The sequence below is a fragment of the Streptomyces asiaticus genome, assembly GCF_018138715.1.
Lineage (GTDB): Bacteria > Actinomycetota > Actinomycetes > Streptomycetales > Streptomycetaceae > Streptomyces > Streptomyces asiaticus.
Genome location: NZ_JAGSHX010000006.1, coordinates 7,122,824 through 7,144,856 on the forward strand (window position 1 = coordinate 7,122,824; position 22,033 = coordinate 7,144,856).

Genomic DNA, 22,033 nt, shown 5'->3' on the forward strand with positions numbered 1-22,033 from the left:
GGGGCGTGGGAGATGCAGGGTCGGTCAGGGGGTGTGAGCAGCGGGAGGTGCGGATGCCAGGCTTCACGCATCTGCACACCGCGTCCGGGTTCTCCATGCGGTACGGGGCCGCGCACCCGGAGCGGCTGGCGCAGCGTGCCGCCGAGCGCGGCATGGACGCGATCGCGCTGACCGACCGCGACAGCCTCGCCGGAGCGGTGCGGTTCGCCCGGGCGTGTGAGCGCGCGGGGGTGCGGCCGCTGTTCGGGGTGGACCTCGCCGTACGGGAGGAGGCCCCGGAGCCGGGGCGCACCGCCCGGCGCCGTACGCCGGTGCGCGGCGGGGCGTTCATCGACGAGTCCGCGCCCCGGGTGGTCTTCCTCGCCCGGGACGGCGCGCCCGGCTGGGCCGCGCTGTGCGGACTGGTCTCCGCCGCCCACGCCGGGCTCGCCCACCCCGGAACCGCCCGGACGAACGGCGAAGGCCCGCCCCTGCTGCACTGGCGCGATCTGGTGAGCGACCCCGGCGCGCTCGCCCCGCTGACCGCGCTGCTCGGCCCGGACTCCGACGTCGGCCGGGCCCTGGCCGCCGGACGCCCCGACCGGGCCGCCCGGCTGATCGCCCCCTGGCGCGAACTCTTCGGCGACGCGCTGCGGCTGGAGGCCGTATGGCACGGCCGTACCGGCACCGGTCCGGGCTCGCTGCGGCTCGCCGCCCGTACCGTCGGCTTCGCCGCCGAGCAGGGCGTCCCGGCCGTGCTGAGCAACGCCGTCCGCTACGCCGACCCGGGGGAGGGGCCGGTCGCCGACGTCCTGGACGCGGCCCGCCGGCTCGTCCCCATCGACCCGCGCACCCCCGGGGCGCTCGACAGCGGTGAGCGCTGGCTCAAGGGCCCCCGGGACATGGCGAAGGCGGCCGAGCGGATCGTGGAGGCGGCCGGGATGCGGCGGGACGCCGCGCACCGGCTGCTGGAGGAGACCCGGCGCACCGCCGCCGGGTGTCTGGTCGACCCCGAGGACCACATCGGTCTGGGCAGCGTCCACTTCCCCGAGCCCCGGCTGGTCGGGGCCGGGCGGCGGAGCGCCGAGCGGGTGCTGCGGTCGCGCTGCGCCGCCGCCATGGTGCTGCGGGGGTACGACCGCGACCGGGCGCGCTGGGAGCGGCTGGAGGACGAGCTGCGCACCATCGAACGGCTCGGCTTCGCCTCGTACTTCCTCACCGTCGCGCAGGTCGTCGACGACACCCGGGAGCTGGGCATCCGGGTGGCCGCCCGGGGCTCCGGCGCCGGATCGTTCGTCAACCATCTGCTGGGCATCGCCCATGCCGACCCCGTGGCCAACGGTCTGCTGATGGAGCGCTTCCTGTCGGTGCGGCGCGCCGCGCTGCCCGATATCGACATCGACGTGGAGTCGGCGCGCCGGCTCGACGTCTATCGTGCGATCTTCGAGCGGTTCGGGGCGGAGCGGGTCGCGACCGTCTCGATGCCCGAGACCTACCGGGTGCGCCACGCCGTACGGGACGTGGGCGCGGCGCTCGGCATGGACCCGGCCGAGGTGGACCGGCTCGCCAAGTCCTTCCCGCACATCCGCGCCCGCGATGCCCGTGCGGCGCTCGCGGAACTGCCCGAGCTGCGGGAGCTACGAGAGGCGACCGCCGAGCAGGAACGTTTCGGCAGGTTCTGGGAACTGGTCGAGGCGCTCGACGGGCTGCCCCGTGGCATCGCCATGCACCCCTGCGGGGTGCTGCTCTCGGACGCCGGGCTGCTGGCCCGTACGCCCATCGTGCCGACCAGTGGCGAGGGCTTCCCCATGTCGCAGTTCGACAAGGACGACGTGGAGGAGCTCGGACTGCTCAAGCTGGATGTCCTCGGGGTGCGGATGCAGTCCGCGATGGCGCACGCGGTCGCGGAGATCCGGCGGGCCACCGGGCGTGTCGTGGACATCGACGACCCCGAACAGGTACGGCCCGGCGATTCGGCCACCTACGACCTGATCCGCTCCACCGAGACCCTCGGCTGTTTCCAGATCGAATCACCCGGCCAGCGCGATCTGCTCGGCCGGCTCCAGCCCACCTCCTTCCACGATCTCGTGGTCGACATATCGCTTTTCCGGCCCGGCCCGGTCGCCGCCGACATGGTCCGGCCCTTCATCGACGCCCGGCACGGCCGCAAGCCCCCGCGCTATCCGCATCCGGATCTGGAGGACGCGCTGCGCGAGACATACGGGGTCGTGGTCTTCCATGAGCAGATCATCAAGATCGTGTCGATCATGACCGGATGTGAACGGGACCTCGCCGACGAGGCGCGGCGCGCCCTGTCCGACCCCGAGCGGCAGGGGCGGGTGCGAGCCTGGTTCCACGCGGAGGCGGAGAAGCGGGGTTACGCGCCGGAGGTGCTGACGCGCACCTGGGAGATCGTCGAGGCGTTCGGCTCGTACGGCTTCTGCAAGGCGCATGCCGTCGCCTTCGCGGTCCCGACGTATCAGTCCGCCTGGCTCAAGGCGCACTACCCGGCCGCCTTCTACGCCGGGCTGCTCACCCATGACCCCGGGATGTACCCGAAGCGGCTGCTGCTGGCGGACGCGCGGCGGCGCGGGGTGCCGATCCTGCCGCTGGATGTGAACCGGTCGGGCGCCGCCTATCGAATCGAACTGACGTCTGGTGATTCTCATGACAGCCGCAATGAACGCGACAGTCGTAACGAGCGCGACAGTCGTAACGAGCGCGACAGTCGTAACGAGCGCGACAGTCGTAACGAGCGCGATAGTCGTAACGAACGCGACAGCCGTTATAAAGCGGACGCAGGTATCCGGCTGGCGCTGAGCGACGTCCATGGCATCAGCGAGGCCGAGACCGAGCGGATCGCGGCCGGGCAGCCGTACTCCTCGCTCCAGGACCTGTGGCTGCGCGCCCACCCCGGGCGGCCGGTCGCCGAACGGCTGGCCCAGGTCGGCGCGTTGGACGCGTTCGGCACGAGCCGCCGCGATCTGCTGCTCCAGATCGCCGAACTCCACCGGCAGCAGCGGGGCGCCGCCGCCCGGCGCAGCGCGGAGGGCCAGCTTCCGCTGGCCGAGACCGGCCCCGCCGCCCCCGCCGGGCTCCCCGACCTCGACGCGGACGAACGCCTCGGCGCCGAGCTCGGCATCCTCGGCATGGACGTCTCCCGCCATCTGATGGGCGACCACCGGGACTTCCTGGCGGAGCTGGGCGCGATCCCCGCGAAGCGGCTGCGTGACGCGCCGCACGGGGAGGTCGTGCTCGTCGCCGGCGCCAAGGCCGCCACCCAGACCCCGCCGATCCGCTCCGGGCGCCGGGTCATCTTCACCACGCTCGACGACGGTACGGGGCTGGTCGACTGCGCCTTCTTCGACGACAGCCACGCGGCGTGCGCGCACACCGTCTTCCACTCCTGGCTGCTGCTCGTCCGCGGGGTGGTCCAGCGGCGCGGCCCGCGCAGCCTCAGCATCGTCGGCTCGGCGGTGTGGAACCTCGCCGAGCTGGCCCGGCTCAGGAAGGAGGGCGGCCTCGGGGCGGTCGCCGCCGAACTGGCGGGAGCGGGCCCGGAGGCGGCCGAAGCGGACTCCGGCCGCCGCATCGAGATGCCCACCGGCTATGCCATGCACCCCTGGGCCGACCTCCGGCCCGCGGGCGACCAGGCCGCCACCGGCCGCAAACTGTGGCACTCCAGCCCGGGGAGCGCGGGATGACCGCCGGCCGGCCCCCCTTCCCGACCCGTCCGATGGACATGGCCCTGCCGGGCGGCGGCCGGGCCGTGGGCCCGGAGCGGGCGGGCGAGGTGCCGCATGTGCTGTACGTGCGGTTCCACCCCGCGCCCGGGGAGGACGTCTACCAGGGGCTGCTCACCCTGCTCGGCGAGCTGACGCCGGTCGTCGAGGCGCTGCCGCCCGATGCCGCGCTCGCGGATGTGCGGGGCGCGCTGCGGTACTTCGGGCGGGACGCGGCGGGGCTGGCCGAGATCGTACGGGTCCGGGCGCTGGCCCGGTACGGCGTGGACTGCACCGTCGGCGTCGCCGCCAACCCGCTGCTCGCGCGCATGGCCGCCCACGAGGCCCAGGAGGTCCAGGAGGCACAGGCTCGGGGCGCTCAGGAGTCCGGCGACCCCGGGGACGGTCGGTCCGGGCGTACGGCCGGGGCCGTCCGTACCGTTCCCGGCGATCCGGACGCCGTCGCCGCGTTCCTGGCCCGTAAGCCGGCCATCGCCCTGCCCGGGGTGGGGCCCGCGACCGCGCGCACGCTGAGCACGTACGGGCTGGACAGCGCCGCGCGGATCGCCGCCGCGCCGCTGTCCACCCTCCAGCGGATCCTCGGCGCGGCGACCGCGCGCCGCGTCCACGCCTGGGCGCGCGGCATCGACCCGGCGCCGGTCACCCCGAACGCCCCCGCCCGTGCGATGGGCGCCGAACACCGCTTCCGCCACGACGAGTTGGACCCCGTCCGCCGTCGCCGCGCGCTGCTCACCCTCGCCGACGGGCTCGGCGTCCGGCTGCGGACGAGCGGGCAGGTGGCGGCCGCGATCAGCCTCACCGTCCGCTACGCCGACCGCTCCACGACCACCCGCACCCGCACCCTGACCGAGCCGACCGCCCACACCCCGGCGCTGACCGCCGCCGCGTACGCGCTGCATGACGCGCTCGGGCTGCAACGGGCCCGGGTGCGGTCCGTGGCGCTGCGCGTCGAGGGGCTGACGGACGCCGGACTCGCCTCCCACCAGCTGACATTCGACCCCGCGGACGAGAAGTCACGCCGACTGGAGGCCGCCGCCGACCGGGCCCGTGCCCGCTTCGGTGTCTCCGCGGTCCGGCCCGCCGGGTTCCTCGACGTCGCGTAAGTTCCTCGGCTTCGCGAAGTTCCTCGACCTCGCGTAAGTTCCTCGACCTCGCGTAAGCCGCAGGTCCCACCAGTCCCACTGGTTTTCCCCACTTCGCGTATCCCGGCGCATTCCCGGACGTCACGTGAAAATCGCGTAAACGTTCCTTCACTGACGGATGGCTGGATGGCTTTGCTACTCGCGCGTAATTTCGAGTGAGCGCACCACTCTTGTGATCCGGATCGCAGGGCGCAGCGCAAGCGCACCGTCAGCGCAACTCTCTCCCCCACCAGCGAGGAGTTCATGTGATGCTGCCCTGGAGGCGTATCCGGCGATTCCGGAAGACCAAGACCCGCACCTTACTACCCGCCCTGGCCCTCGCGGTCGCGGCGACCGCGGCGACCCCCACCGCCGCGCTCGCCACGGACACCGCGTCGGAGGCGGTGAGCAGCGGCTGGAACAACTACTCCTGCAAGCCGTCGGCCCAACACCCGCGCCCCGTCGTCCTGGTGCACGGCACCTTCGGCAACTCCGTCGACAACTGGCTGGGCTTCGCCCCCTACCTGGTCCAGCGCGGATACTGCGTCTTCTCCCTCGACTACGGCCAACTGCCCCTCGTCCCGCTGTTCCACGGTCTGGGGCCGATCGACCAGTCGGCCGAGCAGCTGTCCTCCTATGTGGACCGGGTGCTCGCCGCCACCGGCGCCGCCAAGGTCGACCTGGTCGGGCATTCGCAGGGCGGGATGATGCCCCGCTACTACCTCAAGTTCCTCGGTGGCGCGCCGAAGGTGAACGCCCTGGTCGGCATCGCCCCCACCAACCACGGAACCACCCTGTCCGGGCTGACGAAGCTGCTGGACTACTTCCCCGGGGTCGGCGACATCATCGCCAAGGGTGCCCCGGGGCTGATGGACCAGGTGGTCGGCTCGGACTTCCTGCGGCGCCTCAACGAGGGCGGCGACACCGTCCCCGGAGTGCGCTACACCGTCATCTCGACCAAGTACGACGAGGTCGCCACGCCCTACCGGACGCAGTTCCTCTCCGGTCCGAACGTCAAGAACGTGGTGATCCAGGACCTGTGCGCGACCGACATCTCCGAGCACGTGACCATCGGGCTGACCGACGGTCTGGCCTTCCACGAGGCCGTCAACGCCCTCGATCCGGAACACGCCACGCCGACGACGTGCGCGTCGGACGACTGAGCTCGACGGCGAGTGGGTGAAGCGCACGTCATGGCGCGCCCTGCCTCGGTCCTTACGAGCAGGGCGCGTCGCCCGTCGGGCTGGCCGACGTCCGATTACTCGGCGATGAGCTCGACCTCGATGTTGCCCCGCGTCGCCTTGGAGTACGGGCACACCTGGTGCGCCTGCTCGACCAGCTTGCGGCCGGTCTCGTTCTCCAGCTCGCCCGGCAGCTCGACGCGCAGCGTCACCTTGAGTCCGAAGCCGTCGTCCGCCGCGTCCTTGCCGATGCCGACCTCGGCGGTGACGGAGATGTCCTTGGTGTCGACCTTGGCCTGGCGGCCGACGAGGCCGAGCGCGGAGGCGAAGCAGGCGGCGTAGCCCGCGGCGAACAGCTGCTCGGGGTTGGTGCCCTTGCCGTTGCCGCCGAGGGCGGGCGGCATGGCCAGCGGCAGGTCGAGCTGTCCGTCGGAGCTCACGGCCCGGCCGTCGCGTCCGTTGGCCGTGGCCACCGCGGTGTAGAGCGCGTCCATGAAGACCATCCCTTTCGTGTTCCGGTTCGTGTTCCGGTTCGTGTTCCGGCAGTCGGAGGGAGGTGGGGGCTCGGGGTGCCCCGCCTCATGGGCAGAAGTAGAGCACACAATTTAGTTGTGCACAACTAAAGGGTACGCTGGTGGCATGTCACACCAGCCCGACCGCACCACCGACAGCACCGCCAACCGCACCACCACCCCCGAGCCGCGGCCCTCCGACGAACTGCTCCGGCTCGACCGGCAGCTCTGCTTCACCCTGCACGCCGCCTCCCGCGCCTTCGACGGCCTCTACCGCCGGGTGCTGCGCGACACGGGGCTGACCTATCCGCAGTACCTGGCCATGCTGGTGCTCTGGGAGTACGGGGAGATGCCGGTCAAGCGGCTGGGGGAGTACCTGCGGCTGGACTCCGGCACCCTCTCGCCGCTGCTCAAGCGGATGCAGTCGGCCGGACTCGTCCAGCGCGAGCGCAGCGCGCACGACGAGCGCTCGGTGACGGTCCGGCTGACGGCGGAGGGGGCGGCGCTGAAGGAGCGCGCCCAGGGCGTACCCCTGGCGGCGATGGAGGCGAGCGGCCTCGACCTGAAGGAGGCGGTGGAGCTCCAGGCGCGGGTCCGGCGGCTGACGGCGGCCCTGGACGCGGCGCTGGCCGAGGAGGCGTGATCAGGAACGTTTCAGGAGCGCTCCGCGAGGTGGCGGTCGACGAGCTGCTGGGCCAGTCCAGTTCTAGCCCGGCATCGGTAAGGCTGACCCGCCGGGTCGTGCGCACCAGCAGCGGGGAGGTGGTGGCGCCTGCGGCGGGCTGTTCCCCTACCCACCCCTTCCCACAACTGGGGCTCCGCCCCAGCCCCCGGGCCCCAGGGCCTGAGCCGGGGTTTCGCCCCAGGCCCCGGGGTCCAGGGGCTGATCCGGGGTTTCGCCGCAGGCCCCCGGATCCAGGGGCTGAACTGAGGCTCTGCCCCAGGCGCCGGGGTCCAGGGCCTGAGCCGGGGCTCCGCCCCAGACCCCCGGGGCTCCGCCCCAGACCCCCGGGGCCCAGGGGCTGAACTGAGGCTTCGCCCCAGACGCCGGGGTCCAGGGCTTGAGCTGGGGCTTCGCCCCAGACGCCGGGGTCCAGGGCTTGAGCTGGGGCTTCGCCCCAGACGCCGAGGTCCAGGGCCTGAACCGGGGGCTCCGCCCCAGACCCCCGTGGTCCAGGGGCGAAGCCCTGGCACGCGGCGGAGCCGCAGGGGGGCTTAGCCGCGGCTCCGGCGTACGGTCTTGCGGCGGTTGGCGACGGCGAACAGGACGGCCGCGCCGGTGGCGAGGACCGCGGCGCCGCCGATGGCCATGGGGCCGGTGGATCCGTCGCCCCCGGTTTCGGCGAGGTGCTGCCCGTCGGCGGCGCTCCCGTCCTGCGCGCTCTGCGCGCCCTCCGGGCCGGTGCTCGCCGCCAGGACCTCGGCGCTCTTGGCCTCGGGGTGGTTCCCCTCCGTGCCCTTCCCGTCCGCCGCCTCCGCCGCCTCCGCCGCCTTCGGCTGGTGGTTGGCCTCGGCGCCGCCGTCACCGCCGTGGCCGTGGTGATCGACCGTGGACTTCTCGGCGCCCGCCGCTATCTGGGCGTCATCGGGCGCGGTGGCGGTGGGCGCGGAACCCGCCTTCGTCCCGGCTCCCTTGCCCGCGGCGGCCCCTCCGTCGAAGGTCACGTCCGAGCAGGTGTAGAACGCCTCCGGGCTGTCCGAGCGCTGCCAGACGCTGTAGATCAGATGGCGGCCCGACTTGCTGGGCACCTTCCCCGAGAAGACGTAACTCCCGTCCTTCAGCGTGGGGTCGGTGACCTTGGCGAACGGCTCCGCCTCCAGGTCCGCCCAGGTCAGCGGCTTCGTGGGGTCATAGCCGTCCTTGGTGATGTACAGCTCGAAGCTGCCCCGGTGGGGCGCGGTGGCCCGGTAGGCGAAGGTGTGCTCACCGGCCGTCATGGCGGTGGCGGGCCAGTCGGCGCGCGGCACGTCCAGGCCCTTGTACTTGTCGCGGCCCGCGCTGCACAGCTTTCCGTCCGGGATGATCTGCTTGTGGCGCCCGGCGGCGTCCGGGATGTTGACCTCGTTCCAGTCGTAGAGCGCCTGGGTGCCGCCTGCCGCGACGGCCGCCTTGCAGGCCGCCGAGTCCGGGCTCTCCGGCCCCTCCGCGAAACACGCCGACACCCGGCTGACCGGGTCCGTCATCGAACCGTGTGCGGAGGCCGGGTCCGCGCTCAGCGCGGTGAGGGCGAGCGGCACCATGCCGAGCACGGCGATGCGGGCGGTTCTGCGGGAGGCGGTCGCACGAGCGGTCATCGTGGGGGACTCCTTCGGTGGGGGGTGACGCGCGGTATTCGCTGGGTGGGGGGTGACGCGCAGCACGCTAGCCCCGCCCACGGGCCTCCTCGCCGGTCTTATGGCGCCGTTAAGGAGCAGCTCAGGCGCAGCTGAGACTGGGCGGGCCGCGAGGGTGTCCGAGGTGATCCACCCGAGGTGATCGCCGATGGTTGCGGGAGGTCGATGGCGTGGAAGGGTGACACATATGACCGGTACGAACTCGCCCGGCGCCACGGGTGCCTCCCGCGCCCCCCGCCCGTCCGCCCGTGAGCTGATCGAGGCCATCGTCGACCCCGGCAGCTGGCACGGCTGGGACGAACCGGTGGAGATCACGACGGACGACCCCGAGTACCGTGCCGACCTGGAGCGGGCACGGGAGCGCACCGGGCTGGACGAGTCGGTCATCACCGGCGAGGGCCGTATCGAGGGACGCAGGGTGGCGCTGATCGCCTGCGAGTTCCGCTTCCTGGCCGGTTCGATAGGGGTGGCCGCGGGGGAGCGGCTGGTACGGGCCGTGGAGCGGGCCACGGCGGAGCGGCTGCCGCTGCTGGCGGCACCGGCGTCGGGCGGCACCCGGATGCAGGAGGGTACGGTCGCGTTCCTCCAGATGGTGAAGGTGGCCGCGGCGATCACGGACCACAAGGCCGCGGGCCTGCCGTACCTCGTCCACCTCCGCCACCCCACCACCGGCGGCGTCCTCGCCTCCTGGGGCTCCCTGGGCCACGTCACCGCCGCCGAGCCGGGCGCCCTCATCGGCTTCATGGGCCCACGGGTGCACGAGGCGCTATACGGCGAGGAATTCCCGCCCGGCGTCCAGAACGCCGAGAACCTGATGAACCACGGCCTGATCGACGCGGTCCTCCCCCTGAGCCGCCTGTCGGGCGTGGCGGCCCGAGTGCTCAGGGTTCTCTGCGCGGGCGATGCGGTGTCCGGCCCGGCCCCGGCAGCGGGGGCGACCACCCCCGGCCGGGCGGGGGGCGGAGGCGGGACCTCCACCGAGCCCGCGCCCGGTCCCGGCGCGTCGGGTGACACGCCCGGCGGCCGGGATCCGGGAGCCGGGGGCGGCCCGTCCGCCGGATCCGGCGATGGGCGTGGCGGGGCGGCTGCCCACGATCAGACTGGGCACACCGGGGCCAGCGGGGCGCCCGAGGGCGGGGCCGCCGTGCCGTCCGCGGAAGCCTCGATACGGGCATCGCGGCGGGTGGAGCGGCCCGGGGTGCGGGATTTGTTGCGGGTGGCCGCCGACGATGTGAGTCCGCTCAGTGGGACGGGGGCCGGGGAGCACGATCCCGGGTTGTTACTCGCGCTCGCCCGGGTCGGGGGGACGCCCTGCGTCGTTCTCGGGCACAACCGGCGCAGCGCCCGTAAGGGCGACACCGCCGAGGGGCCGGGGGAGGGGCAGGCGCTGGGGCCGGCCGGGTTGCGGACCGCTCGGCGCGGGATGCGGATCGCCGCCGAGCTCTGGCTGCCGCTGCTGACCGTCATCGACACCGCGGGCGCAGCGCTCAGCCGCGAGGCCGAGGAGGGCGGGCTCGCGGCGGAGATAGCGCGGTGCCTCGCCGACATGGTGACCCTTCCCGCGCCCACCCTCTGTCTGCTGCTCGGCCAGGGCGCCGGTGGCGCCGCGCTCGCGCTGCTGCCCGCCGACCGGGTCGTGGCGGCGCGCCACGCCTGGCTGTCGCCGCTGCCGCCCGAGGGCGCGTCCGCGATCCTCCACCGCACCACGGAGCGGGCCTACGAGGTCGCCGCCCGCCAGGGCGTACGCTCCGCCGACCTGCTCGCCCAGGGCATCGTCGATCGCATCGTGGAGGAGGACGCCTCGGAGCACGCGGAGCACGCGGAGCACGCCGAGGACGCCGAGGACGCCGAGGACACGGAGGACGCCTCCGAGGACGCGGAAGGCCCCGGGGCGCCCGATGTCTTCCTCGGCCGCCTCGGCCAACTCCTCGGTGCCGAACTCGCCGCCCTCCGCGCCCAGGACCCGGACGAGCGGCTCGCCGCGCGCCGGGTCCGGCATCGCCGTATCGGGCTACCCCGTTGACGCCGAGCGTTGACGATCGTGACGGCCAATCAGGGCCAAACGGACGGACCGGAACGCCGAATTAGCGGTCTTAGGCATGCCTAACCTAATCTCGGGCCGTGAACGAGAATGATCTCGATGCGGCGTCACGGCCGTTCTCCTCCCCTGCCCTCCGTGGCTCCTCGGCGGCCCCGGCCGCCCCCGCCCCCCGGCCCCCTCGGCTCCACCTCCTCGCCCTCAACCCCACCGACTCCGTCACCGAGGGCTTCCTCCCCGCGGCGGCCCGGCTCGGCCTGGCGGTCACCCTCCTCACCGACCAGCCCGAGGCCCATGAGCGCGCCTACGGCCGACGGGAAGGGCAGGAAGGACGGGGAGAACGGGGAGAACGGGAAGAAGGCGGCGCCGCCCCGCACCCCTTTCCCGCCCTCGACATCGTCCCCTGTGACGTACGGGACTACGCCGAGGTCATCAGCCGCATCGCCGCCGACGGCCCCCGCCCCCGCGCCGTCTTCACCAACAGCGACCACCTCCAGGCCCAGGCCGCCCTCGCCGCCCAGTACTTCGGCCTCCCGGGCAAGGACTGGCGCGCCGCCCTGCGCACCAAGAACAAGGCCGAGCTGCGCCGCGCCCTCGCCGCCGCGGGCCCGGACGTCGCCGACCCCGTCTGGTCCGCCGAACTCGCCACCGGGCAGGACCCCGCCACCCTCGCCGGGCTCGACGCGCCCTACCCCTGCGTGCTCAAACCGCGCGAGGGCGTGGCCAGCGAGGACGTCGTCCTCGTCGCCGACGCGGACGAACTCGTCCGGCGCTGCGCCGAGATACGGGAGCGGCGGCCGGGCGCGGCCCTGGTCGTCGAGGAGTTCCTCGACGGCGAGCTGCGCACCCTCGAAACCCTCGGCGACGGCCGCACCCTCCACGTCCTCGGCGCCTTCCGCACCGAGCTCTCGCCGCCCCCGCACTTCATCGAGGAACGGCTGCACCTGCTGCCCGCCCCGCCGCCGCAGCCGCACACCGACCAGGTGCTGGCGCAACTGCGCGCGCTGGGCGTCGGCTTCGGCGTGTGCCACACCGAGTACGTCGTCCAGGGGGACCGGGCCTGCCTCATCGAGGTCAACTACCGTGCCATAGGCGACCAGTGCGACCTCGTCCTCGCCGAACTCCTCGGCATCCCCCTCTTCGAGTACATCCTCCGCACGCACATGGGCGAGCCGCTGCCGGACGACCTCGGCGCGCGCACCGACGGCAGGGTTCGCATGGAGTACGTCATGGCCGACCGCGCCGGGCGGCTCGCCTCCGCCCCTCCGGCCGGTGTGACCGAGCGCGACGGCGTACGGCTGGACTACCGGCCGCTGCGCGGGATCGGCGAGGAGCACCCGCTCCACCGCACCAACCGCGACTTCCTCGGCGTACTCCGGGCCACCGGCACCGACCAGGCGCGGATCGACGCGGCGGTGGCGCGGTTCCTCGCGGCCCACCGATGGGAGATCGTGTGACAGAGGAAGAGGAGCTTCTCGGACGGGTGCTCGACACGCTCCTCCGAGAGGACGCCTACGGGCTGCGCAGCCACGCCGTCCCGGTGCGGCGCGCCGACGGCGACTGGCTGCGCATCGCGCTCAAGAGGCTCGGGGGGCTCGAGGGGCTCGAGGGGCTCGACGGGTCCGACGGATTCGAGGGGTTCGACGGATTCGAGGGGTTCGACGGGTTCGAGGGGGGCGAAAGCGTGCTGCTGCCGGTGGAACCCGAAGGCTTCCAGTGCGACATCCGCGCCCGCCGCCCACCCCGGCTGCTCTGTGTGCCCGCGCACGGCGAGCGGGAACCGGCCGCCGCCGAGCAGGCCCTGGCCCCGCCGGGCGGCGCCGAGCCCGGCCCGCCCGGCCCCGGCTCCGCTGAGGGCCACCCGGGCTCGGGCGCTCACGGGACGTCGGCCGTGCCCGGCCGCCCGTGTGTCGCAGGGGCGGCATCGGGCGTCGTCGGCGGGGACCGCCGGGTCCGGGCCGGGGGCGGTGCCGGCGGCGCCGAGCCGCTGTCCGTACCCGGTCCGGGTGGCTCAGCCGGTCGTCCGCGCCGCGCCGTGCTCACCGGGCTCGATGCCGTCCTCGGGCGGTTGCGGGGGGCCGTGCCGGACGAGGACCGGGCGCTCTACGACGTCTTCGCGGCCGAATGCCGGCAGGCGCTCGACGCCATGCGGCTGCACACCCGCGTGCGGCCTCGCGTCGTCGCCGAGTTGGGCGCGCGGTACGGGGAGCGGTGGGGTGGGATGGCCGGGGCCCTCGCGTATGACACGCTCGCCGCCTTCCGCGACCATCCCGTCTATCCGACCAGCCGGGGGCGGTCCCTCTTCAGCGAGGAGCAATTACGCGCCCACGCACCCGAGTTCCACCCCACCTTTCCGCTGCGCTGGCTCGTTCTCCCGCGCGAGGCGGTGTACGGGGATCCGGCGCGGCTGCCCGACTGGTGGCCTGCGCCCGGGGACCTTGGGCCGGGGCCGAGCGACGGGCGGCTCGCCCTCCCCGTGCATCCGCTCACCCTCGGACCCCCGCTGGAGAACGCCCTCCGCGCGGCCGGGCTCCACGATGTCGCCCGGCTCGCCGAGCGCCCTCTGCTGGACGTACGGCCCACCCTCTCCATGCGGACCGTGGCCGTCGCCGACGACCTCGCCGACGATCCCCTCGTCCACCTCAAACTGCCGCTCACCACCTCCACCCTGGGGCAGCGCAACCGGCGGTCCGTCAAACCCGGCACCCTGATCGACGGCGAGGTGGCGCAGCGGCTCGTGGAGGCCGTGATCGAGCGCGAGCCGAGGTTCGGCGCCACCGTGCTGCTCGCCGACGAGACGACTCACCTCCACGCCGGACACGAACTGCTCGCCACACTCGTCCGCCGCTACCCGCCCGGCCTGGAGAACGCCACCATCGTGCCGCTGGCCGGGCTGCTCGCCCCCGCCCCGGACGACACGCTCGTCATCGACGGGCTCGCCGAACGCCACTACGGCGGGGACGTCCTCGCCCTGCTCGACGACTACCTCACGCTGCTGTTCGACTTCCATACCACCCTCTTCGCGTACGGCATCGCGCTGGAGTCCCATCAGCAGAACACCTCGCTGGTCTTCGAGGACGGCAGCGGGAACGGCGGTGCGGTGCCCCGGCTCCGACTGCTCATCAAGGACCACGACGGCCCCCGCGTCCACGCGATACGCCTCGCCGCCATGATCGGCGGAGGACCGGCCGCCGATCTGTGCGGCTTCGACGACCGCAGGATCCTGACGTCCGGCGACGGGCCGGTGACCGATGTGTTCACCACCATCACCGTCCACCTCTGCGCCGCCGCCCCCCTCTTCGAGCTCGCCCGCCTCGGCCGGGCCCCGCTCGACACCCTGCTGCGGCGGCTGCGCGACCGGCTCACCGACGCCGTCGACCGGGTCGCCGTCACCCGGCCCGGCGCGGCCGCCGCGCTGCTGCGCGGACGGGTGCTGGACGCGGACCGGCTGCCGGTCAAGGCGATGGTCACCGCCGGCACCTTGTTCACCAAGGAGCGCTCGGGCGCGGTGGACATCAACAAGCACTACGTCACCGGGCCGAACTATCTGCTGCGGGGAAGCGGCAGATGACCGCCGCGCCCGATCGGCCCCCGCCCTGGAACCGAGCCCCTGAACCTCCGAACCCCCACTTCCCTCCGTACCTCTCTCCTCCGCACCCGTTGGAGCCGCCCCATGCCCATGACCTCCTCGCCCGCCGCGACCGTGGCCTCCGCCGACCACGCCACCGCCCACACCCTCCTCAACTGTCTGCTCCGTGAGGTGTCGGGACCGGAGCACCAGACCGTCGTGGCCGATGGATGGCTGCGGCTGAGGCTGCCGCGCTGCGGGGTGCTGCTGCGCGTCGGGCTGCGGCGCACCTCCCTCATCGGGGCGCACCGCTTCACCGGGCCGGTCAGCGAGGAGCGCGACGGCACATGGGCCGAGGTGTCCTGGCGCGGGCTGGCCGAGCGGATCCACCGGGAGCTCCAGCTGCGCACGGGGGTGCACAACGACGAGTTCCTGGGCCAAGTCGCCTCCAGCCACGCGGGGATGACGGCCGCCCTAGAAGCACTGGAGGCCATGGAAGCCCTGGAGGACCGGAGCACCGTGCGTGACGGCGCCGACAGCGCCCGGGACCTCTACCTCGCCTCCGAGCAGTCCCTCCTCTTCGGCCACCGCTTCCACCCCACCCCCAAGGCCCGCACCGGCAGCGCCGACTCCTGGTCGCGGTTCGCCCCCGAGGCCGGGGCGCGCTTCCCGCTGCACCACCTCGCCGTACGCCAGGAGTACGTCCGCGAGGAGTCCGCGCGGCCCGGGGCGCTCGCCGCGCTGGACCGGCAGGGCGCCGTCCCCGAGGGCTACCGGCTGCTGCCCGCGCACCCCTGGCAGTACGCGATGCTGCGCGAGCACCGGCTGCTGCGGGCGGCCATCGCCCGGGGCGAGGTGCTGGACCTCGGGCCGGGCGGCGCGGAGTTCGCGCCCACCGCGTCGGTCCGCACGCTCTACGACGGACGGGACTTCCTCAAGTTCAGCCTGAACGTGCGGATCACCAACTGCCTGCGCAAGAACGCCGACTACGAGCTGTCCGGCGCGGTCGCCCTGACCCGGCTGCTGGAGCCGGCCGCCACCGATCTCGCCGCCCGCTTCCCCGGCTGTGAGCTGCTGCGCGAACCCGCGTACCGGACGCTGGACCTCGGCGACCGCGCAAACGGCGGCGACCGCGCAAACGGCGGCGACGGCGGAGCCGATCGGCAGCTGATCGAGGGCTTCGGCGTGATCGTCCGCGAAGGGCTGGCCGCCCGGCTGCGGCCCGGCCTGACCGCGCTGCTCGCGGCGGCCGTCGCCGATGAGTACCCGACCAGCGGGGCCCAGATCTCCCGGCTCCTCCCAGGCGCCGGCCCCGACCGGCTCTCCGCCTGGTGGCAGGCGTATCTGGAGCTGCTCGTACCGCCCGTACTGGCCGCCTACTTCGACCACGGCGTGGTCCTCGAACCCCACCTCCAGAACGTCGTCGTCGGCGTCGACCCCGCCGACGGCACCCCGCGCCAGGTGCTCTTCCGCGATCTGGAGGGCACCAAGCTGGTGCCCGAGCACCACACCGCCGCGCTCGCCGCGCTGCCCGAGGCGGTGGCCCGCCCGCTGACGTACGAGCGGGAGCGCGGCTGGGACCGGGTGGTGTACTGCCTGCTGGTCAACCACATCGCCGAGATGGTGGCCGCCCTCGCCGACCGCAGTCCTGGGCTGGAGCCCGCGCTGTGGTCGGCGGTCCGCCGGGTGCTGTGCGAGCGCTCGGCGGCCCATGACCACCCGCCCGCGCTGCGCGCCCTGGTGGCGGGCGTGCCGCTGCCCGCGAAGGCCAACCTCCTCACCCGCTGGGGCCGTCGGGCCGACCGCCACGCGGGCTATGTCCGTATCGCCAGTCCGCTCGCCTCCGCCCTGCTGTCCGAGGCGGCCCACGTCATGCACCCCGGGAGCAGCCGTTGATCACCTCCGCCGTCCGTACCCTCGCCACGGAGCTCACCGGCGACGACCTGCCCGCCTACGTCTACGACCTGGCCGCGCTCCGCGCGCACGCGCGGGCCGTACGGGACGCGCTGCCGCCGGGCCTGGAGCTGTACTACGCCGCGAAGGCCAACCCGGCGCCCGCCGTCCTCCGGGCCCTCGCGCCCCACGTCACCGGCTACGAGGTCGCCTCGGGCGGTGAGGTGGAGCATGTCCGCGCGGCCGTCCCCGGGGCGCCGCTGGCCTTCGGCGGGCCGGGCAAGACCGAGGGGGAGCTGCGGCGGGCGCTGACGCTGGGCGTGGAGCGGTTCCATGTGGAGAGCGAGCAGGAGCTGCGACTGCTGGCCGGGGCGGCGGAGGACGCGGGGATCGACACCGTGGACGTCCTCCTGCGCGTCAACCTCCCCCTGGACGGTGACGAGTTGGGCAGCGGGGGGCCGCTCGGCGCGGCGCTGGGCGGTGCGGCGCTCGCCATGGGCGGCCGCCCCAGCCCCTTCGGACTCGACCCCGAGGCCGTGGAGCGCTGCCTCCCCCTGCTCTCCCCGGGCGGCGCGGGCGGCCCCCTCCGGCTGCGCGGCATCCACGCCCACCTCGCCAGCGGCCTCGACGCCCCCACTCAGGTGGCCGTGGCCGCCGCGATCGCCGACTGGGCGCGGAAGCTGTCCGAACGCCACGGTCTGGGGATCACCGAGGTGAACGTCGGCGGCGGGATGGGCGTGGACTACGCCCATCCCGACCGCCGCTTCGACTGGGCCGCCTACGGCCGGGGCATGGCGGACCTCGCCCTGCGCCACCCCGGTCTCACTCTGCGGATCGAGCCCGGCCGGGCGCTGACCGTCTACTGCGGCTGGTACGTCACCGAGGTGCTGGACATCAAGCACAGCGGCGGCGAGGCGTTCGCGGTGGTGCGCGGCGGCACCCACCACATCCGCACCCCCGCCACCAAACAGCACGACCAGCCCTTCCAGGTGCTCCCCACGGACACCGGGTGGACCCGGCCGTGGCCGCGCCCGGCCGTACGGGACGAACCGGTCACGCTGGTCGGCCAGCTGTGCACCCCGAAGGACGTCCTGGCCGCCCGGATCCCGGTCACGGAACTCCGGGTGGGCGACCGCGTGGCCTTCGCGATGGCGGGCGCGTACGCGTGGAACATCTCGCACCACGACTTCCTGATGCACCCCCGGCCGGGCTTCCACTACCTGGAGGAGTGAGGGCGGACAGCTCTCAGTCGGCTGCGGGCCGGGGCTCGCCCCCGTCCTGGTAGAAGGCCGTGCGCGGGAAGCCCCTGTCACCATGCGTGCACCTTGGTCTCACAGGTAGTGGCCACTGAGAGCGGCTACGCTGAGAGCGCACCGCACCCGAAGGAGGCTCCCGGTCATGACCGCGACCCACGATCGTCCGCAGATGCTGCCGGAGGAGTTCGAGGAGTACGCGCGGCTGGCGGCCCGCGTGGCGGAGGGAGTGCGGTGGGAGTTCATCAACGGGAAGATCGGGGTCACGCCGGTGCCGGATGGCGATCATGGGCGGATCATCCAGTGGCTGGCGCGGATCTGCATCCAGGCCCATCCCGACCTGTGGCTGCACGACCAGGGCCTCAAGGTCGAGACCTACCGCAACGGCCATGCCCGCCCCGATGGGACCCTCGCCCACAGTGACGCGTTCGTCGGCCAGGGGGAGTGGGCCGACGCCGATCCCGTCCTGATGGTCGTGGAGGTCACCTCGTACGACTCCGACACCGACCGCAGGGACCGGGTGGAGAAGCCACGCGCTTACGCGGAGACGGGCATCCCGGTGTATCTGCTGGTCGACCGGGAGGCCGGTGAGGTCACCGTGTTCAGCGAGCCCGACGGGGTCCGGTACGAGAGCACCAAGACCGTGCCGTTCGGCAAGCCGCTCACGCTGCCCGCGCCGGTCGGCGTCACCCTGGACACCGAGCCGCTCCAGGGCTGGGTGCGCTGAGGGGCGTCCGACGGGTCTTGACGCCTGCGGCGGGCCACGCGGCGGAGCCGCATATCGAGGCTTCCCCCGTCCCCAGGGGTTGCGGTGGCCTGGAATGATTCCGTGGCATGTACACCGTCACCCTCTGGGAGTTCGCCGCGCTCGCGGCGGCATCCATACTCGTCGGCTTCTCGAAGACCGCCGTCAGCGGCGCCAATACCGTCAGCCTCGCGATCTTCGCCGCCGTGCTTCCGGCCCGGGAGTCGACCGGTGTGCTGCTGCCCCTGCTGATCGTCGGCGATGTGCTCGCCGTGGGCACCTACCGTCGTCACGCGCACTGGGGGACGCTGCTCCGGCTGTTCCCTGCCGTGGCGGTCGGGGTCGTGGTGGGGACGGTGTTCATGCTGTGGGCCGGGGACGCGGAGGTGCGGACGTCCATCGGCGCGATCCTGCTGCTGATGGCGGGTGTCACGGTGTGGCGGCGCCGTGCGGCCGCCCGGGCGGCGGCCCCGGAGGTCCCGGCCGCCGACGGGGCGGGCGCACGGCTCAAGGCCGGTTCGTACGGGGTGCTCGGCGGCTTCACCACGATGGTGGCCAACGCGGGCGGTCCCGTGATGTCGCTCTACCTGCTCTCCGCCGGTTTCCGGAAGCTGGGCTTCCTGGGCACCTCGGCCTGGTTCTTCCTGATCGTCAACGTCGCCAAGGTGCCCTTCAGCGTCAGCCTCGGCCTGATCGACGGCCGCTCCCTGCTGCTGGACCTCCTGCTGGCGCTCTTCGTCCTGCCCGGTGCGTACATCGGTAAGGCGTGCGTGGACCGGATCAATCAGCGGCTCTTCGAGCGGCTGGTCATCGCGGCGACGGTGCTGGGCGGACTTCAGTTGCTGCTGCGCTGAGGACCACATCGGCGAAGTTCGCCGCCAGCCGCCGTGCCGTACGCACGGACTCCGGCTCGACCCGCTCGGCCTCGACCCGGAGCGCGCGCAGGTCCAGGCCCGCGTCGGCCAGGGCGGCTTCGTCCCAGCCGTCGAGGCGGTCTGCCCCCACTTCCGGATGAAACTGCACGCCCCAGGCCCGCTCGCCCATCCGGAACGCCTGCACCGGACAGGCGTCGCTCGACGCGAGCCACGTGGCACCGGGGGGAAGCGCGGTGATCTGGTCACGATGGTTCTGAATGGCCCGGAACTCCCGCGGTACCCCGGCGAACAGCGCGTCGGCGTCGGCCTCGGGCCGCAACCGGACGGCACATGAGCCCCGCTCCGGCCGACCGTGATCGCCGAGCACTGTCCCACCCGCCGCGACGGCGAGCACTTGAGCCCCCAGGCAGATCCCCAGCAACGGGACACCCTCGGCGATGGCACGCCGGGTGAGTTCCCGTTCGGCCGGTAGCCAGGGCGCGTACGCGTCGGCATCCGGCAGGAAGCCACCACCGAGCAGGACCACCGCGTCGAAACCCTCCGGGGACGCGGGGGCCGACGCGCCATCGGTTTCGACGACCGTCAGCCCCATCTCCTCCCACCACGGCCGCAGCCGCCCCGGCCCACTGCGCTCCGCGTTGCGGACGACCAGGAGGCGGGGGCGAGGGCCTGTGGGATCAGGAAACGACGTCATATCCCTGCCTTCTGTCCAGCTAGAGGCATCGCCATGCCTCCGCGACGCGGCTCTTGTAGTGGATCGTCCCTAACGGGAGCATTGCGCGGTGGACACCGACACGCTCGTGATGAATGTGGTCACGCTCCTCATCTCGCTGATCGCGGTGGGCGTCACTGCCATCTTCTCCGTCCGGCAGGTCCGACTGATGACCCACGCGAACAAACTGCCGGTGGTGCTGGACCTCTTCAAGGAATGGCGTGATCCGGAGTTCGTCCGCCGTGAACAGCGCCTGTGGGAGCGACTGCCTCCCGAACCGAGCGCGGAGCGCGGATTCTCCGGGCTGGAGGAGCCGCTGCGCAGCGACGCGTACGAGGTGTGCACCTACTACCAAATGCTGGCCTACCTCGTCGCGTTCGACGTGATAGAGGAGGACCTGATATTTCTCGCGGTCCATTACCGCCTACTGAAGACCTGGGAGGTGGTCGAGCCGTACGTGCTCGCCGAGAGGCGGGCCAGGGGAGACTTCTACTCCTTCATGAACTTCTTCGAGGAGCTGGCCCTCATGACGAGCCAGAAATCCACTGCCGATGTCTACAGATCGGTGCGCGGGCGGGTCTTCGGCAGAGGCAGGCCCCGCCTCCCCGCCCGCCGCCTGTCCGGCCGGTAGAGCAGGGCGGGCTTCAGGTGCTGCTGCGGTGATGCGCCTTCAGGCCCACTATGAAGGTGCTCCATGAGTTGTTGGTGAATATGAGGACGGGCCCGTCGGGGTCCTTGGAGTCGCGTACGGGGACGATGCCGGGGAGGTTGTCGGCGACCTCGACGCAGTTGCCGCCGTTGTTGTTGCTGTGGCTGCTCTTGCGCCAAGCGGCGGTGCTCAGGTCCGGGGTGGTCGGCATGAGGTCAAGTCCTTCATCACAGCACGGATCATCGCCTCGGAATCACGGGGCGAGAGGGCCATGGCCCTGAGCAGATCGTAGTTCTCCCGGCGCATGGCGACTGCCCCTCGGTCCTCGATGATCACACCGGATTGACTGCCCTCGTCGTAGGCCACCAGCGGCTCACTGGCCACCGTAAAGAGCGTCAGCGAACCGCCTGCTTCGGCGTGCCCGCCCACTGTGAAAGGCAGCACCTGCATGGTCACGTGAGACTGCGTCCCGCGCTTGATCAGGGACGCCAACTGATCACGCATCACCTCTGGTCCGCCGACCGGACGGCGCAGCACAGCCTCGTCGATGATGAACCATGAGCGCGGCGGCTTGGGCTTGTCGAGCAGCGCCTGCCGATCGATACGAGCCTTGACCATCGACTCGATCTCCGCGTCGGGGGCATGCGGAAGGCCGCAGCGCAGAGAGTGTTCCGCGAGCTCGGGAGTTTGCAGCAGTCCGGGGAACGTGGCGCAGACGTACTGCTCGATGATGGTTGCTCGGCTCTCGATCTCGATCATTCGCCGGTACTTGCCCGGGAAGGGCTCATTCTTCGCCAGCGCGTAGATGCGCGCGAACATCCCGTCCGTCCCGAAGCACGCGTCCAGCTTCGCCGGAAGGTCGTCGTACGGCAGGGACTCCGCCGCCTCGATCCGGGCCAGGTGCGACTTGCTGTAGTTCAGCACCTCGGACAGCCGCCGCAGCGACATGTCCGCCTTCTCTCGGTGGCGCCGGATCTCCGCGCCGAAGAGGTCGCGTGCCGAGCGGTCGGGAAACAGTTCGCGTGGCTGGAACGGCATCGTGCATCCCCTCTTGTCCCGCGATCTTGGCTGGGACGTGTCGCCTCTTTCCAGCCTATGCGCCGGAACGCAACGGTGTGTGCACTCAACGTAATTGGCCGACCGGAAAGACAGGTCAACGTGTTCTCACACACCGAATCCACCGCTCCACGGATGACGATGCGCGTCTACCGCGTCTCGCCGGACGGCGCGGTCGTGACGCAGGAGCTCGGCAGGGTGGTCGTCGTGGTCAAGGACAAGCTCGAACCCCTGCGGTCCAGCCAGTTCCCACCCTGCCGCTGCCCGCGCCACCGCGACACCGTGGACCTGTGATGCAGCTGTGTCATGCCCATCGGGCATGGGTGCCTGCCAGCGGGCTGGGCCGTCGGAGTTCGCATCCGCCACACGTTTCA

Annotated in this window: 18 protein-coding genes; 13 read left to right on the plus strand and 5 right to left on the minus strand. The window is 72.7% G+C overall.

The window, feature by feature from the left end:
* Nucleotides 1–53 precede the first annotated feature (53 nt).
* The 3 genes from KHP12_RS38250 to KHP12_RS38260 all read left to right on the plus strand — a co-directional run bounded on the left by KHP12_RS38250 (nucleotide 54) and on the right by KHP12_RS38260 (nucleotide 6,006).
* Complete coding sequence (locus KHP12_RS38250; RefSeq protein ID WP_211834198.1) at nucleotides 54–3,683, plus strand: DNA polymerase III subunit alpha; 3,630 nt, start codon at nucleotides 54–56, stop codon at nucleotides 3,681–3,683.
* Nucleotides 3,680–4,825, plus strand: coding sequence for a DNA polymerase Y family protein (locus KHP12_RS38255; protein WP_107471894.1), 1,146 nt, complete (start codon nucleotides 3,680–3,682; stop codon nucleotides 4,823–4,825). Before KHP12_RS38250 ends, KHP12_RS38255 begins: the two co-directional genes overlap by 4 nt.
* Nucleotides 4,826–5,112: 287 nt before the next feature.
* On the plus strand, nucleotides 5,113–6,006 hold the full coding sequence (locus KHP12_RS38260) for an esterase/lipase family protein (RefSeq protein WP_211834199.1): 894 nt from the start codon (nucleotides 5,113–5,115) through the stop codon (nucleotides 6,004–6,006).
* Nucleotides 6,007–6,101: 95 nt separating this feature from the next.
* On the opposite strand, the gene KHP12_RS38265 is transcribed toward KHP12_RS38260, so the two are convergent.
* Complete coding sequence (locus KHP12_RS38265) at nucleotides 6,102–6,518, minus strand: organic hydroperoxide resistance protein (RefSeq protein WP_078559105.1); 417 nt, start codon at nucleotides 6,516–6,518, stop codon at nucleotides 6,102–6,104.
* A gap of 145 nt (nucleotides 6,519–6,663) precedes the next feature.
* On the opposite strand from KHP12_RS38265, the gene KHP12_RS38270 reads away from it, so the two are divergent.
* Nucleotides 6,664–7,179 (plus strand): MarR family winged helix-turn-helix transcriptional regulator, encoded by a 516-nt coding sequence (locus KHP12_RS38270; RefSeq protein ID WP_086886303.1) that lies wholly within the window; start codon nucleotides 6,664–6,666, stop codon nucleotides 7,177–7,179.
* A 572-nt stretch (nucleotides 7,180–7,751) separates the two neighbouring features.
* Here the strand turns inward: KHP12_RS38270 and KHP12_RS38275 are convergent.
* Nucleotides 7,752–8,831, minus strand: a complete 1,080-nt coding sequence (locus KHP12_RS38275; RefSeq protein ID WP_086885685.1) for a lytic polysaccharide monooxygenase auxiliary activity family 9 protein — start codon at nucleotides 8,829–8,831, stop codon at nucleotides 7,752–7,754.
* Nucleotides 8,832–9,057: 226 nt separating this feature from the next.
* On the opposite strand from KHP12_RS38275, the gene KHP12_RS38280 reads away from it, so the two are divergent.
* The 7 genes from KHP12_RS38280 to KHP12_RS38310 all read left to right on the plus strand — a co-directional run bounded on the left by KHP12_RS38280 (nucleotide 9,058) and on the right by KHP12_RS38310 (nucleotide 19,221).
* A complete protein-coding gene (locus KHP12_RS38280; RefSeq protein ID WP_211834200.1) occupies nucleotides 9,058–10,893 on the plus strand; it encodes a carboxyl transferase domain-containing protein in 1,836 nt (611 codons plus the stop codon).
* 98 nt (nucleotides 10,894–10,991) lie between these two features.
* Entirely contained in the window at nucleotides 10,992–12,365 is a 1,374-nt protein-coding gene (locus tag KHP12_RS38285) for an ATP-grasp domain-containing protein (RefSeq protein WP_211834201.1), read from the plus strand.
* Nucleotides 12,362–14,479: an IucA/IucC family protein gene (locus KHP12_RS38290; RefSeq protein ID WP_211834202.1), complete on the plus strand. Its 2,118-nt coding sequence runs from the start codon at nucleotides 12,362–12,364 to the stop codon at nucleotides 14,477–14,479. Before KHP12_RS38285 ends, KHP12_RS38290 begins: the two co-directional genes overlap by 4 nt.
* Nucleotides 14,480–14,581: 102 nt before the next feature.
* Nucleotides 14,582–16,372 (plus strand): IucA/IucC family protein, encoded by a 1,791-nt coding sequence (locus KHP12_RS38295; protein WP_086885539.1) that lies wholly within the window; start codon nucleotides 14,582–14,584, stop codon nucleotides 16,370–16,372.
* Complete coding sequence (locus tag KHP12_RS38300) at nucleotides 16,369–17,601, plus strand: type III PLP-dependent enzyme (RefSeq protein ID WP_086885538.1); 1,233 nt, start codon at nucleotides 16,369–16,371, stop codon at nucleotides 17,599–17,601. The genes KHP12_RS38295 and KHP12_RS38300 overlap by 4 nt, the downstream gene beginning before the upstream one ends.
* A 166-nt stretch (nucleotides 17,602–17,767) precedes the next feature.
* The gene (locus tag KHP12_RS38305) at nucleotides 17,768–18,349 is read left to right on the plus strand and encodes a Uma2 family endonuclease (RefSeq protein ID WP_020872433.1); all 582 of its coding nucleotides are present in this window, start codon (nucleotides 17,768–17,770) and stop codon (nucleotides 18,347–18,349) included.
* 107 nt (nucleotides 18,350–18,456) lie between these two features.
* Nucleotides 18,457–19,221, plus strand: a complete 765-nt coding sequence (locus tag KHP12_RS38310; RefSeq protein ID WP_086885537.1) for a sulfite exporter TauE/SafE family protein — start codon at nucleotides 18,457–18,459, stop codon at nucleotides 19,219–19,221.
* Here KHP12_RS38310 and KHP12_RS38315 read toward each other — a convergent pair.
* Complete coding sequence (locus KHP12_RS38315) at nucleotides 19,175–19,936, minus strand: type 1 glutamine amidotransferase (RefSeq protein WP_086885536.1); 762 nt, start codon at nucleotides 19,934–19,936, stop codon at nucleotides 19,175–19,177. The genes KHP12_RS38310 and KHP12_RS38315 overlap by 47 nt on opposite strands.
* Nucleotides 19,937–20,024: 88 nt before the next feature.
* On the opposite strand from KHP12_RS38315, the gene KHP12_RS38320 reads away from it, so the two are divergent.
* The gene (locus KHP12_RS38320; protein WP_086885535.1) at nucleotides 20,025–20,585 is read left to right on the plus strand and encodes a DUF4760 domain-containing protein; all 561 of its coding nucleotides are present in this window, start codon (nucleotides 20,025–20,027) and stop codon (nucleotides 20,583–20,585) included.
* Nucleotides 20,586–20,598: 13 nt separating this feature from the next.
* Here KHP12_RS38320 and KHP12_RS38325 read toward each other — a convergent pair whose 3' ends face one another.
* Together KHP12_RS38325 and KHP12_RS38330 are read right to left on the minus strand one after the other, a co-directional pair.
* Nucleotides 20,599–20,814: a DUF397 domain-containing protein gene (locus tag KHP12_RS38325; RefSeq protein WP_086885534.1), complete on the minus strand. Its 216-nt coding sequence runs from the start codon at nucleotides 20,812–20,814 to the stop codon at nucleotides 20,599–20,601.
* On the minus strand, nucleotides 20,793–21,641 hold the full coding sequence (locus KHP12_RS38330) for a helix-turn-helix domain-containing protein (RefSeq protein ID WP_210609131.1): 849 nt from the start codon (nucleotides 21,639–21,641) through the stop codon (nucleotides 20,793–20,795). Before KHP12_RS38330 ends, KHP12_RS38325 begins: the two co-directional genes overlap by 22 nt.
* A gap of 153 nt (nucleotides 21,642–21,794) precedes the next feature.
* On the opposite strand from KHP12_RS38330, the gene KHP12_RS38335 reads away from it, so the two are divergent.
* Complete coding sequence (locus tag KHP12_RS38335; protein ID WP_167442752.1) at nucleotides 21,795–21,953, plus strand: hypothetical protein; 159 nt, start codon at nucleotides 21,795–21,797, stop codon at nucleotides 21,951–21,953.
* Nucleotides 21,954–22,033 lie beyond the last annotated feature (80 nt).

Bases quoted from the DNA above. Each gene is read 5' to 3' on its own strand.
- KHP12_RS38250 (WP_211834198.1), top strand. From the start codon at position 54: ATGCCAGGCTTCACGCATCTGCACACCGCGTCCGGGTTCTCCATGCGG.
- KHP12_RS38255 (WP_107471894.1), top strand. From the start codon at position 3,680: ATGACCGCCGGCCGGCCCCCCTTCCCGACCCGTCCGATGGACATGGCC.
- KHP12_RS38260 (WP_211834199.1), top strand. From the start codon at position 5,113: ATGCTGCCCTGGAGGCGTATCCGGCGATTCCGGAAGACCAAGACCCGC.
- KHP12_RS38265 (WP_078559105.1), bottom strand. From the start codon at position 6,518: ATGGACGCGCTCTACACCGCGGTGGCCACGGCCAACGGACGCGACGGC.
- KHP12_RS38270 (WP_086886303.1), top strand. From the start codon at position 6,664: ATGTCACACCAGCCCGACCGCACCACCGACAGCACCGCCAACCGCACC.
- KHP12_RS38275 (WP_086885685.1), bottom strand. From the start codon at position 8,831: ATGACCGCTCGTGCGACCGCCTCCCGCAGAACCGCCCGCATCGCCGTG.
- KHP12_RS38280 (WP_211834200.1), top strand. From the start codon at position 9,058: ATGACCGGTACGAACTCGCCCGGCGCCACGGGTGCCTCCCGCGCCCCC.
- KHP12_RS38295 (WP_086885539.1), top strand. From the start codon at position 14,582: ATGCCCATGACCTCCTCGCCCGCCGCGACCGTGGCCTCCGCCGACCAC.
- KHP12_RS38305 (WP_020872433.1), top strand. From the start codon at position 17,768: ATGACCGCGACCCACGATCGTCCGCAGATGCTGCCGGAGGAGTTCGAG.
- KHP12_RS38310 (WP_086885537.1), top strand. From the start codon at position 18,457: ATGTACACCGTCACCCTCTGGGAGTTCGCCGCGCTCGCGGCGGCATCC.
- KHP12_RS38315 (WP_086885536.1), bottom strand. From the start codon at position 19,936: ATGACGTCGTTTCCTGATCCCACAGGCCCTCGCCCCCGCCTCCTGGTC.
- KHP12_RS38325 (WP_086885534.1), bottom strand. From the start codon at position 20,814: ATGCCGACCACCCCGGACCTGAGCACCGCCGCTTGGCGCAAGAGCAGC.
- KHP12_RS38330 (WP_210609131.1), bottom strand. From the start codon at position 21,641: ATGCCGTTCCAGCCACGCGAACTGTTTCCCGACCGCTCGGCACGCGAC.
- KHP12_RS38335 (WP_167442752.1), top strand. From the start codon at position 21,795: ATGACGATGCGCGTCTACCGCGTCTCGCCGGACGGCGCGGTCGTGACG.